Origin of the sequence: Amycolatopsis sp. NPDC058986 (genome assembly GCF_042741125.1) — a bacterium.
Taxonomy (GTDB): Bacteria; Actinomycetota; Actinomycetes; order Mycobacteriales; family Pseudonocardiaceae; genus Amycolatopsis.
Genome location: NZ_JBHYJW010000019.1, coordinates 18,615 through 31,446, shown reverse-complemented (window position 1 = coordinate 31,446; position 12,832 = coordinate 18,615). Strand labels below are relative to the sequence as shown.

Annotated in this window: 8 protein-coding genes; 5 read left to right on the top strand and 3 right to left on the bottom strand. The window is 70.8% G+C overall.

Annotated elements, in window-relative coordinates; translation table 11 throughout:
- Positions 1–3: 3 nt before the first annotated feature.
- From ACFW0G_RS18545 to ACFW0G_RS18525, 5 genes are read left to right on the top strand one after another with little or no spacing between them, the layout of a single operon-like run.
- Positions 4–1,491, top strand: coding sequence for a TNT domain-containing protein (locus ACFW0G_RS18545; protein WP_378326543.1), 1,488 nt, complete (start codon positions 4–6; stop codon positions 1,489–1,491).
- Positions 1,492–3,735, top strand: a complete 2,244-nt coding sequence (locus tag ACFW0G_RS18540; protein ID WP_378326542.1) for an ADP-ribosylglycohydrolase family protein — start codon at positions 1,492–1,494, stop codon at positions 3,733–3,735.
- A gap of 27 nt (positions 3,736–3,762) precedes the next feature.
- Entirely contained in the window at positions 3,763–5,823 is a 2,061-nt protein-coding gene (locus ACFW0G_RS18535; protein ID WP_378326541.1) for a YrhB domain-containing protein, read from the top strand.
- Entirely contained in the window at positions 5,824–6,945 is a 1,122-nt protein-coding gene (locus ACFW0G_RS18530; RefSeq protein ID WP_378326540.1) for an ADP-ribosylglycohydrolase family protein, read from the top strand.
- A 37-nt stretch (positions 6,946–6,982) separates the two neighbouring features.
- Positions 6,983–8,890 carry a glycohydrolase toxin TNT-related protein gene (locus tag ACFW0G_RS18525; protein ID WP_378326539.1) on the top strand — a complete coding sequence of 636 codons (1,908 nt, stop codon included), beginning with the start codon at positions 6,983–6,985 and terminating at the stop codon, positions 8,888–8,890.
- Here ACFW0G_RS18525 and ACFW0G_RS18520 read toward each other — a convergent pair.
- The 3 genes from ACFW0G_RS18520 to ACFW0G_RS18510 all read right to left on the bottom strand — a co-directional run bounded on the left by ACFW0G_RS18520 (position 8,874) and on the right by ACFW0G_RS18510 (position 12,715).
- Entirely contained in the window at positions 8,874–9,737 is an 864-nt protein-coding gene (locus tag ACFW0G_RS18520; RefSeq protein ID WP_378326538.1) for a class I SAM-dependent methyltransferase, read from the bottom strand. The two genes, ACFW0G_RS18525 and ACFW0G_RS18520, sit on opposite strands and share 17 nt — an antisense overlap.
- A gap of 25 nt (positions 9,738–9,762) precedes the next feature.
- On the bottom strand, positions 9,763–11,088 hold the full coding sequence (locus ACFW0G_RS18515; RefSeq protein ID WP_378326537.1) for a sensor histidine kinase: 1,326 nt from the start codon (positions 11,086–11,088) through the stop codon (positions 9,763–9,765).
- A 199-nt stretch (positions 11,089–11,287) separates the two neighbouring features.
- Complete coding sequence (locus ACFW0G_RS18510) at positions 11,288–12,715, bottom strand: CCA tRNA nucleotidyltransferase (RefSeq protein ID WP_378326638.1); 1,428 nt, start codon at positions 12,713–12,715, stop codon at positions 11,288–11,290.
- Positions 12,716–12,832: the final 117 nt, after the last annotated feature.

Below are 12,832 nucleotides of genomic sequence, written 5' to 3'. Positions count from 1 at the left end.
ACGATGATTCACGTGGAACAACCCCTGTCCCCCGAAGAACAGCGCGCCGTGCTGATCGGCATCGGCAAGCTGGTCCGTGCCCACCGCGTGGACGACACGCTGCCGGTCGAGGTCTCGTTCCGGCAGGCCGGAAAGCACACCGAACTCGAGGTCCGCAACGCCGGCGAACAACCGGAGCTGACGAACCTGTTCAGCCGGCTCCGCGCCGGGATGTACGCCACCGGTCGTGGCACCTGGCTCCAGTCGCGGTTCACCCTCGCCCCGGACGGCACGTTCGACTTCGACTTCACCCTCGACACCGAACCGGCGTGGAACGAACCGCCGGAGCAGGGCTCGACGGCCTATCCCGACGAACTCGCCGAGTTCCCGCGCGAGGACGAGCACATCCCGGACTGGTGGCGGCTGCGGGCGCAGCTCCCGCTGGGGGTGGTGTTCCGGCACGCCCGCGTCGTCGACGCCTACACCGAGGGCGAGCCGCCGAAGGTCGACCGCGAGCCGTTGCCCGAGGCCGAGGTGCCGCTGGTGCTCCAGTACCTCGAACGTGAGGCCGTCGTGCTCGCCGGGGACGGACTCGGCCCGGACATCTTCGCCGACGGCGCACCGGAAGACGTCCCCGAGCGGTATCACACCGACGGCGTCTGGATCTGGCACGCGTCCGTACCGCACTACCTGCGCAAATACGGGCTCCCGCCGGAGCCGGACCTGGTCGCGCACATCCGCGCGAACACCTTCCAGCCGCCGTATGTCGAGCACCTCGTCCGCCGGACCGCGGAGGCCGACCTGCTCGGCCGCCCGAGACCCAGACCCGGCCGCGCCGACGTCAAGAGGACCGAGGGCGACGTCGCGGCCGAGCTGGAGACGACGCCGAATCCGCGGCTGCCCGACGACGAGCTGCTGATCGTGCTGGTCCGCAGGCTCGGTGAGCACGGTGTGTGGCCGGAGGCCTACCGCATCGGCGAGCGGGCCGACGGGACCTGGTGCCTCAACTTCACTCCCGATGGCTGGGAAGTCGCCGCGCACGCCGACGGCGCCCCGGTCGCCCCGCGCTACTTCGAGCGGCTTGAGGACGCGGCTCAGCAACTGCTCGGCGCGTTGCTGCTGCACCCGGCTCGGATGACCGCCGGGCACGAGACGCCGCTCGAGACCGCCAAGGAGCTCGCCGACTGGCCTGTTCAGGCGGCCGCGGGTGAGCCTCCCCTCACCCTTCTCCGGAACAAGCGCATCACCCGGCTGGTAGCGGGTACGGTCGTTCTGCGTTTCGGTGAGGAACCCGGGAACCTCGTGCACCACGACGGGGTACGGTTCGCCACGACGTCCCTGCCGCTCGAGCGGGAGCGCGTCGTGCGGGGCTACCGGCTCCGCCGCCCACTGCACGTGATCACGGGGATCACGGTTCCGTGGGCGAATCTGCCGGGTGGGGCGGTGGCCTACGTGCTGCCCAGGACGATCGCCGAGCACGAGTCCGACGGAAGCCTGGAGAGGATCGAGTAGGTGGAAGCGGCGGAAGCGATTGCCAAGGTCGACGAGTGGCTGCGCGCCGTACACGGCCCCGATGTGTCGGGCCCCGGCGGGCTGCGGATCGACCAGGAAAAGGTACGGCGCATCCCCGAAGGCTGGTCGGTGCCGTACAACACCATCGCCTTCCTCGACGAGGGGAAGGCCGAGAAGGAGATCTTCCCGCCGCCCTCGGTCGTGGTCCGCGAACCGGACGGCGAGCTGCGGCAGGCGCATCCGCACCCCGGCGGGCTGAGCGTGCCGGTCGCGTTCCCGGGTCAGGAGAACTGGCGCGAGGTCGTCGACCCGGAGTACGTCAAATCCGGCCTCGGTGAGCTGGGCGTGCCGCTGCCCGCGGTCGCGGGCTGGGTCAAGGTCAACGACGACGGCGTGCAGACCGGCGAGGAGCGCGAGAACCCGGAGTACAAGGCCGGGCCCATCCGCCGCGGCTATCCCAAGCCGGAGAACACCCTCGAAACGCTGTTGTCGTTCGCGAGCGTCGGCTGGCTGACCCGCGAGCAGCTGCTGATCGGGCTGTTGCGCTGCGAGGTGTTCGTCCCGCTCGACCTCGAAACCGGCAAGACCGACCGCTTCTACTTCACCGAGGAACGCAACGAGCTCAAGGTCTTCAGCTCGACCCGCAATCTGCCCTCGCGCGAGCACGGCTGGTGGCAGGTCGACCTCGCCACGCTCGCGGAGTTCGAACATCCGCCGAACCTGGTGATCAACGGTGGTCCGGCGACCTTCGAGGACGTCAGCGGCCCCGAGCTCGCCGACATCGCGCGCCGCTTCCCGCGTCGCGAACCGCGGATCGACACCCACGGCAAATGCCCGGAGGCCGAAGAGGATCTGGAGCGCGTGGCGCGGGAGACCGCGACCCGGATGGGCCTCGCCGAGCCGGTCAGCCCACCGCTCGGCGCCGCCGAGAAGGCCCGCAAGCGCGGGTACGAGCTGACGGCCGAGGAGTGCCAGAAAACCGTCCTCGGCGAGTCGTGGCTGCGACGGCTCAGCCTGCCGGAACCGCCGCCCGGGCGCCCCAACGACCTGCGCGCGAACGGGCTCGCCCCGGCCTACGACAACGACGGCAACACCGTGCCGAGGCTGGACACGTTCGGCAAGTACTTCGAGCGTGAACTCGACGGTTACCGCTACGGCTGGCAGCGTGTCACCGGCGCGTACATCGGCTTCGCGCTCGGCGAGGCGCTCGGCACGGCCGTCGACCGGATGCGGTTGGACGAGATCCACGCCAAGTACGGGCCCGAGGGCGTCACCGATCTGCCGCTCGCCTTCGACCAGCCGGGCCGGATCGGCTCGCTGACCCAGCGGCTGCTGTTCTACACCGAGGCCGTCATCCGCAGCCCGCACCGCGAGCAGCCGGAGTCGCGCGAGGTCGAGCAGCAGTTCGGCGACGTCGTGCGCGGTGCGCTGCGGCGCTGGCTGCACACCCAGGGCGCGCCGCTGGACGACCCCGACGGCTGGCTGGTCAAGGTGCCGGAGCTGCGCGTCCGCCGGACCTCGGACGACGTGCTGCTCAACTCCTACCACGGGGTGGTGACCAACGACCCGCAGACGCCGCCGATGTCCGGGCCCGCCGCACTGATCCCGGCGTTGCCCGCGGCGCTCACCGTCGCGGGACCCGGCAGCGGGTTCAGCGGCGGATCACGCCAGGCCGTCCGCGAACTGGCGGGCCTCACCCATCCCGGCGAGCCCGACCTCGCCGCCGCGACCTACCTGACCTGGCTGTTCGAGCCGGCGCTGACGAAGGACGCGTTCAGCTATCCGATCTGGAACCTGTCCCGGGAGATCCTCAACCCGGACAACCAGTACCAGCAGGGCCCGGAGTGGGACGCGGTGAAGGCGATGGTGGCGGAGTCCGTCCCGTTCTTCGCCGAGCACGGCCTGCCCGATCTGCGTGCCCCCGAGCTGATCGGCGACGGCAAGAGCACGCTTTCCGTGCTGGGACGTGCTTTCGCCGCATTGTCCGGCTTCGAGAACTACCCCGAGCAGGCGCTGCTGCGCGCGGTCAACCACTCGGGCCGCAGCGCGCTCACCGGGGCGATCGCCGGAGCGTTGCTCGGCGCGCGGACCGGGATCCCCGGGCTGCCGCAGAAGTGGGTCGATCAGCTCGACCTGCGGTACCTCGTGGAGAACGTCGCGTCGGACGTGTACTGGCACTTCGACCGGCACTCGGCGCTCGGCGCGCTCGGCGAGCAGTGGATTCAGCGGTATCCCCGGCACTGATCCGCCGGGACCGCAAGGATGGGGAACATGAACGCAGAGGAAGCCGTCGCGCGCCTCGAGGACTGGCTGCGGAACACACCGGACGGAGATCGCACGACCGGCCCGGCCGCGCTGCGCGTCCGGCCGGAGTACACCGTGCACCGCAACGGCGGCTGGAACTTCACGCTGAACGCCGCCGGCTACCTCGACGGCACCGACCCCGGCAAGGGCCTGTTCCCCAGCCCGGTGGTGTTCGTGCCCGACGACGGCGGCGAGATCACCTACGACCTGGCGATGATGGCCCGTGGCGCGGGTGACAGCGAAAACACCGCCGAAACCGGCTTCACCGAGTGGCGGTCCGACGTCGACCCGGAGTTCGACACCGAAGCGTTCCCCGAGCTGGGGATCCCGAAGCGCGCGGTGCGCGGCTGGGCCCAGCACACGCTGTACGACCAGAAAACCGGCGAGTACAAGGCGAATGCCGAGTACCGGCCCGGTCCACTGTGGACGGGTTACCCGACACCAGTCACCGATGTCGAGAAGCTCGTCGGGTACCTCAACGTCGGCTGGCTCAGCCGCGGCGAATTCACCGCCGCACTGCTCGACCGCGATGTCTTCGTGCCGCTGCACAACGGCGAGCCGATCTTCCGGCCGCTGCGGAACGGGCCGCCGGGGGACACCCGGGAACTGATCGCGTTCAGTTCCTCGACGAAGGTCCCGGCTGCCTATCCCGAGCGGCTCGTCGGCCAGCCGCGCCAGATCCTGAACCGCTGGCGCACCTACGCGATGACGCTCGACCCCGGCGGCCCGACGCCGATCTCGCTGACCTCGCGCGAGTTGTACCTCGTCCGCGATCCGCTGCCGCCGGGCGTCGAAGTACGCGAGCCGGTGACCGTATTCGCGCCCGAAGCGAGCCCCGAGGTTCTCGACGCGCTGCCCGCCCTGACCGACCAATTCGCCATCACGCCGCCCGATCTGCTGTCGCGACACCTCGCATACGTCGCGAAAGGCGCGCGCGAGAACGGCTACGAGCTGAGTGCTGCGGAGTGCCTGAAGTACCTTCGCGCCTTCGCGCTGCGCTACCGCAACGCGGCCAACCTGCGGAATGGACAACCACAGGACTGGCCCGACGACCTGGCCACCGAGGGCCTGATCACGCATTTCGCCGACGACGGCTCGCCGCGTCCGGTGCCGTGGACGTTCGGGAAGTTCCTCGCCGAGGGCACGCCTAGCAGTGCGTACGCGTGGCATCGCGTCCTCGGCGCGTACGTCGGCTTCGCGATCGGGGACGCGCTGGGTTCGGGCGCCGACCCCGCCGGGGCGCTGCCGCTCGGCGGTCTGACCCGGCAGCTGCTGTTCCACACCGAATCCGTGATCCGCGGCCTGCCGTCGATCACCGAGACCGGGGAAGTACCCGCGACGCTCCCCGCGGGCGGACGTCCGGACGGCTGGATCGCGCGGGCCACCGCCCACGCGGGCCCGCCGCCGTCGGACTTCTCGGGCCTGTTCGCGACGGCGTTGGCCGCGACCCTCGCGGGTGGCGTCGAAATGTCCACTGTGGATGGTGAGGTCTACGCGAAGGCCGTCGCGCGCGAGCTGACCGGCACCGCGGCCGGTCCGGAGATCTCGGCGGGCGTCGACCTGCTGGTGACCTTGTTCCGCGCGCTGCTCACCAAGGACGAGTTCGCGCTGCCGGTGCACATCCTGCTCAAGCAGCAGGAGGGCAACGACCTCGCGAAGTCCGTCCTCGCCCTGCGTGAGGACCGTGCGGCCGACGACGCCACGCAGTTCGACGGCATCGGCGACGGCCGGTCGCCGCTTTCCGTGCTGGGCCGCGCGTTGTTCGCCGCCGCCAAGCGCGGCCACGACCCGGAAGCCGCGCTGGGACTCGCCGCCCACGGTGGGCCGGTCTGCGCCGCGCTCGTCGGCGCGATGGTCGGCGCCCGCGCCGGCGTTCCCGGCCTGCCGCTCGCCTCGTCGCTGACCGACCTCGGCGTGTTGGACAACGTCGCCACCGACGTCTTCCGGCATTTCAACCGTTTCGGCGTCGCGCGGGAACCCTCCGAGCGCGAACGCTGGCAGCGGCGCTACCCCCATGGAGAGAACTAAGTGCACGACTGGCTTCACTTCCCGGCCGTACGGTCCCGCTTGCGGGGCAGCCTCCTCGCCGGGGCGATCGGCGACGCGCTCGGCGCGAAGACCGAGTTCGATTCGATCGACCGGATCCGGGAGATCGCCGGACCGGACGGGATCACCGACTTCATCCCGGCATACGGCGGCGTCGGCCGGATCACCGACGACACGCAGATGACGCTGTTCTCCCTCGAAGCGCTGATCAGGGCCCACGCGCAGCGACGCCGCGAGGGCTCCGACAGTGTTGTTGACGTCGTCCAGTCGCTGCAGATGGCCTACCAGCGGTGGCTGCACACACAGGGCGTCGCGTGGGACCGGGCACGAGGCCCGGAGTCGGACAGCGAGGCGCCCGACGGCTGGCTGATCACGCACCAAGACCTGTTCAGCCGCCGCGCGCCGGGGTTGACCTGTTTCGGCGAGCTGGAGGCGTACGGACGCACCGGCAAACGCGGCAGCGTCGACCGGCCGGTGAACAACTCGAAGGGCTGCGGCGGCGTGATGCGCGCGGCGCCGATCGCGCTGTGGTCGGAGAACCTCGCGGAGCTGTTCACCCTCGGTGCGGAGAGCGCCGCGCTGACCCACGGTCACCCGAGTGGGTATTTGTCGTCGGGCACTTTCGCGGTGCTCATGCACCTGCTGCTGCGTGGCGAACCGCTGCCCAGCGCGGTCGCGATCGCCCGGCTGGAGCTGGAACGGCACGAGCACCACGAAGAGCAGTCCGATGCGCTGGCCCAGGCGCTGGCGCTGGCCAAGGAGGGGCCGCCGACGCCGGAGAAGCTGGAAAGCCTCGGGCAGGGCAACGTCGGCGAGACCGCGCTGTCGATGTCGGTCTACGTCGCGCTGACCACGTCGGACGCGGATTCCGCGCTGCTCGCGTCGGTCAACCACAGCGGCGACAGCGACTCGACCGGCTCGGTGTGCGGCAACCTCGTCGGCGCGATGTACGGCGAGCAGGCGCTGCGCGCGAGCTGGCTCGACCGCCTCGAACTACGCGAAGTGATCGAGCAGCTCGCCGACGACGCGCTGGCGGAGTTCGCGACGTCCGCTTCGGACGCGCCAGGGGATGACGGTTGGTACGAGCGTTACCCAGCCGGTTAGATTGAGCCCCCAGCACTGGGGATGGGGAGGAACGAACGTGCGTTACCGGGTAGAAGCGGCACATCGCCCGGATGGCCTATACGCGTCCTGGGGTGAGGGCGTGTACGCCGCCCAACGGTCCACAACGGACGGCACGATCCTGCTGTCCACGGCTGCGGGCGAGGAAGCTCCGGCGGATTTCGACCGCGAGTACGAGGGCCGTCCGGCCAGGATCGTGCTCGCGAACGAGGTACCAGCGACGTTCAGCCTCCGGACCTTCTGCGAATACGACGACGAGCTGTACGAGGTGGCGCCCGGCGACGGCAGGTTCACCCTGCGCTGGACCCGCGACGATCCGGCACGGGCCGCGCAGCTGGGGCTCGTCGACTTCTCGGTGACCGTCGACCCCCGGCAGGTGACCGCGCTCTGGCAGGTCCGGAACGATTTCGTCGAGAGCGTCGAGAACGCCCCGGAGCCGGGCACGGGTGACCAGAACGCGTTGTTGCGCGCGATCGGGCGCGCGCTGCGGGACGCGGCGCCGTCGGGCTGGCAGCGCGTCGCCGCGCAGTTCCGCCAGGTCGGCAACTACGCCGAGCTCGAGATCCGGGTGGTCGGCGACGACAACGGCCCCGTGTCGGTCTCGCTGCCGGCGCCGCCCCGGCTGTCGGCGTACTTCGCGCGGCTGCGGTCGGCGATGTACAAGCCGGAGGAAGGCGCGTGGTTCCAGGGCACGTTCACCCTGGACGCCGCCGGCCAGTTCGACTTCGATTACGACGCCCAGCACGAGCCGACCTGGCGGGTCGCGCCGAACGACGGGGGCCGTCCGTCGACCGCGCCCTACGGTGTCGAGCTGGCGTCGTACCCGCGCGCGTCCAAGCACATCCCGGGCTGGCTGGCCGTGAAGGCCGGGCTTCCGCTGGACGTGACGTTCCGGCACGCCCTCGTCGTCGACGCGCACAACGAGGGCGAACGACCGGTGGTGAACCGGCCGCCGGTACCGCCGGACCAGGTCCGCGGGGTGCTCGACTACCTGTTCCGCGCGCCCGTCGCGGTACATCGGCCCGCGCCACTGCCGGACATCTTCGCGCCGCCCGGCGCCCCACCGGACGTGCCGGACGCCTTCCACACCGACGGGTTCTGGATCTGGCCCGCCGCGGTGCCGCATTACCTGCGGAAGTACGGGGTGCCGCCGGAGCCGGAGTTCGTCGACTACATCCGGGCCGCGGGTTTCCGGCCGCCGTACGTCCCCGAGCTGGCCCGCGCGACAGCGGAGGCGGAGGTCCTCGGCGCGCCGCGACCCGCGCAGTCCGAGGCGGACCTGCCCGACGACAGCCTGCTGACCCGCGTCGTCCGTGACGGCGACGTCGGGAAGCTGAGTGCGTCGGAGACGCTCGACCTGCTGTTCCACCGGCTGACCGAACTCGGGATCCCGTCCGCGGCGTACCGGATCGGCGCGAACGAGATGCCCGCCGAGGGCGTGTGGACCCTGCGTCGTGCCGAGAACGGCTGGGAGGTCTCGCGGCCGCCCACCGACCAGCCCGTCGCGTTCGCCAACCTCGGCGACGCGGCCCGGTTCCTGCTCGGCACCCTGCAGTTGTTCCCACTCCACGCGGCGGAGGAGTCCGACCAGCCCGCCGACTGGCCGATCCTGCCGATGCGGGGCGAGCCACCGCTGAACTTCTTCCGCGGCAAGCGGATCGTCGTGCTCCCGGCGGGGACGACGGTGCTGCGGTTCGGCACGGAAACCGGCAATCTCGTGCACGCCGAGACGACGCGGTTCGCCGAGACGTCGCTGGCGTTCGACCGCGAGCGGGAGCGGCGGCTCTACCGGGTCCAACGGACGCTGCGCGTGCTCACCGGCGTGACCGCGCCGTGGAACGGGATGCCGGGTGGCGCGATCGCCTACGTCCTGCCGCGGCCGATCGCACAGCACCTGGAGGCCGGCGCGCTCAGCCGCGTCCAGTAGCGGTGACGAGGACGGCGGGGGACCACCAGTAGTCGGCGAGGGGCTCGACCTCGACGTCGGTGTAACCCGCTTCGGTCAGCTGCGTCACCCACGTCGCCGCGGGGTGTTCCCAGTTGGTGCGCTCCTTCGCGGTGACGAGGCCGAGCAGCACCGGCAGCAGGAACCCTTGTGCGACAAGCGAAGCGTCGGTGCCGTACTCCGCGACCCCGCGTTCGTAGCGGGTGACCAGCGAGCGGAGGTGTTCCGGCGAACCCTCGACGTACTCGGGGACGTCGAACTCGGCGATCACCAGCTTGGCCGTACGTGGCCTCAGCACCCGCAGCACGCCGGCACGTTCGGCGGGCGGGATCGACTGCAAGGCGAACGTCGACTGGGTGAGATCCCACCGGGGGTTCTCGTGTCCGAGGAAGCTCTGCGCGGTCGCCTCCCACGTGTGGACCTCGCGCACCAGCCGCCTCCGCGCCGCTTCGAGCAGCGCCCCGGACGGCTCCACCAGATCGACCCGCATCGGGGAGTGCCGCGCCTGGGCGAGCGCGGGCACGACCGCGAGCCCGTCGCCGCAGCCGAGGTCGAGCAGTGCCTTCGGCTGCTGGGCGTCGTAGCGCGCGGCGAGTTCGGCGCTGAGCCGCCGGTACAGCTCGACGTTCCCGCCGCCGCGGATGAACGTGGTGAACGCCCGCGGCTGCTCGTACACCGGCCCGGCCGTCTCGCCGCCCAGGTACGTCCGGAGTTCCGCGGCGAGCAGCGATCCCGCCTCGGCCGCGGCTTCGACATGCGCGCTCGCGGCGGTCAGATCGGCGGCACGATACGCGGCGAGGGCGGCGGCGAGCGAGTCGGTGATCGTCACCCTTCCGTGTTTACCGGACCGGGCCTCAGCAGGGCACCCACAATGTCACCCTGGTGCCACTGCCAGGACTCGATTCGACCCGCGCGGTGCCGCCGACCTCGCCCAGCCGCGCGGTGATGGACTCGCTGATCCCGAACCCGGCGGGCGCGGTGTCCGGGCTGAACCCGGTGCCGTGGTCACGGATGATCACCGCGATGCCGCGGTCGCGTTCCTCCACCCGGACCACGACCTTGTCGGTCCCGGCGTGCTTCATGGTGTTGCGCATCGCCTCGCGCACGGCGTCGCGGATCGCGATCTGCCGGACCTCCGACAGCGTGTCCTCGTCGAGCTCGGCGACCACGAGCTGGGCGCGGAGCCCGTCGCGCGCCATCTCCGCGGCGAGTGCCGCGAGCTTCTCGCCGAGCGGCCGCGAGCCCGCCTCGGCCCGGTCGGCGTTCGCGTTCTCGATCAGCTGCCGGACCTCCATCGCCTGCGCCCGCGCGAGCCGCCGCACCTCGATCAGCCTGCGGCCGGGATCCTCCGTACCGCCGAGCGCGATCGCCTCCAGCGTCTGCAGCACGGTGTCGTGCAGCAGCCGGTGCTGCTGGGCGCGTTCGGCGAGCCGTCCGTTGCGGATGCCGTACGCGAGCGCGAGCCGGGTGCCGAGCCCGATCATCACCAGCGCCCCTCCCGCGGTGAACAGGACGCCGAGCATCGCGGGGTAGGTGCCGACCGCGTCGCGGATGTCGACATGGCCACTGCTCAGCCACGTCGCCAGCAGCCGGGTGGGAAAGCTGGCCACGGCGAGTGCCAGCCCGGACGGGATGCCGAGCGCGAGCGTGAGCAGCGCGACCTCGCCGAAGAGCTGTTTCGCGGGCACGAGCAACGCATCGGCGTACACGTGGTTCGGGACGCTCAGCGCGATGATCACCGGCGAGAGCAGCGTGAACGCGACGTCGACGGCGATGAGCCGAGCCGCGCCACGCGGTTTGAACGGCGCGGACCGCAGCAGCCACCGGACGCCGTAGGCACTGAACACGAAGGACACGAGCGCGATCGCACCGACCACGACCGCTCCGGTGCTCCCGTGCGCCGAGACATACACGGCGAACGCGCCCGGAATCGCGAACAGGCGGTAGACCAGCGGGACGACGGCGACGTAGCGGGCCGAGCGCAGCAGCAACCCGTCGCGATGGGTGGAATCGACCGGCCCGGCGATCTTCGAGATCCGGCGCAGCGCACGGACCGGCGTCGGATCGCCGACCTCGTCGGACAACTCGCTCGTCGCGGTGGCCAGCGCGGGCGCGCCGCGGCGCAACAGTGTCACCAGGAAACTGGCGCCGCGCTCCGGCTGAGGCGCCTCGCCCGCCATCGATCCTCCCTGCCCGGCACCGGGCCCCGTCCCCGTACCGAGCCAGGAGTATCTCCAACCGTTGGCAAAACGGTCCAGCGTCCGAACGGGCGGCTGCGAATCCGTAATACGGAATTCTCTCGGGTTTCTCCACGGCCGAGCGCCGCCCGGGGAGCGATAGCAAAGGTCCCTTGCTCTCCCCGCCCAGGTCAGAGGCGCCTCAGGAAGGGTCGCCGATGCCGTTCTCGGCCGCCCAGCGCTTCAGCTCGGCGACGGCCTCGTCGTGCTCCAGCGGCCCACGGTCCAGCCGCAGCTCCTTGAGGAACTTCCACGCCTTCCCGACCTCCGGCCCCGGCTTCAGGCCCAGCAGCTGCATGATCGCGTTGCCGTCGAGGTCCGGCCGGACGCGGTCGAGGTCCTCCTGCTCCTTGATCCGCGCGATCCTGGCCTCGAGGTCGTCGTAGGTCGCCTGCAGCGCGGCGGCCTTGCGCCGGTTGCGGGTCGTGCAGTCGGCGCGGACCAGCTTGTGCAGCCGGGTCAGCAGATGTCCCGCGTCGGTCACGTACCGGCGGACCGCCGAATCCGTCCACTCGCCCTTCCCGTACCCGTGGAACCGCAGGTGGAGGAACACGAGCTGGGAGACGTCCTCGACGATCTCCTTCGAGTACTTCAAGGCCCGCAAACGTTTGCGGGCCATCCGGGCACCGACCACCTCGTGATGGTGGAAGCTCACGCCGCCGCCGGGCTGGAACTCGCGCGTGGCCGGCTTCCCGATGTCGTGCAGCAGGGCCGCGAGCCGCAGCACGAGGTCCGGCTCCGAGGTCGGCTCGTGCCGGGACTCCAGATCGATGGCCTGGGCCAGCACGGTCAGCGAGTGCTGGTAGACGTCCTTGTGCTGGTGGTGCTCGTCGATCGCCAGCCGCATCCCTGGCACCTCGGGGAGGACACGCTCGGCGAGCCCGGTGTCGACCAGCAGTTCCAGGCCGGGCCGCGGATCATCCGCGAGAAGCAGCTTCGACAGCTCGGCCTGGACGCGCTCGGCGGTGATCCGGTCGATCTCGTCCGCCATCGATGTCATCGCGTCGACGACGCGCGGTGCGGCCGTGAAACCCAGCTGGGCGGCGAACCGCGCGGCCCGCAGCATCCGCAGCGGGTCGTCGGCGAACGACTCCTGCGGCGTGGCCGGGGTGTCCAGCACCTTGTCGTGCAGTGCCTGCAACCCGTCGTGCGGATCGATGAACGTCTTCGTGGTCAGGTCGATCGCCATCGCGTTGACCGTGAAGTCGCGGCGCAGCAGATCGCCCTCGATGCTGTCGCCGAAGGTGACCTCGGGGTTGCGGCCGACGCGGTCGTAGGCGTCCGCCCGGAACGTCGTGATCTCGAGCGTCATGCCCTTCTTCGTCACGCCGACCGTGCCGAAGGCGATCCCGACGTCCCACACCGCGTCGCCCCACGCGTTGACGATCGCCAGCACCTGGTCCGGCCGGGCGTCGGTGGTGAAGTCGAGATCGCTGGACAGCCTGCCCAGCATCGCGTCGCGCACGCTGCCACCGACGAGGTACAACCGGTGACCCGCCTGGGCGAACCGCGTCGCGAGTTCATCCGCCAGCGGGGAGATGCGCATGAGTTCCGCCACCGTGTTCTGCATCGCTGAGGTGTGCTGGGCAGTACTGTGCTGGGCGGCCTGGTTGGCGACCACGTTGTTCACGGGAATCCCACTACTCGAGGTGTGTGCTTGCTTTCGCCACACCGGACACGGACACGG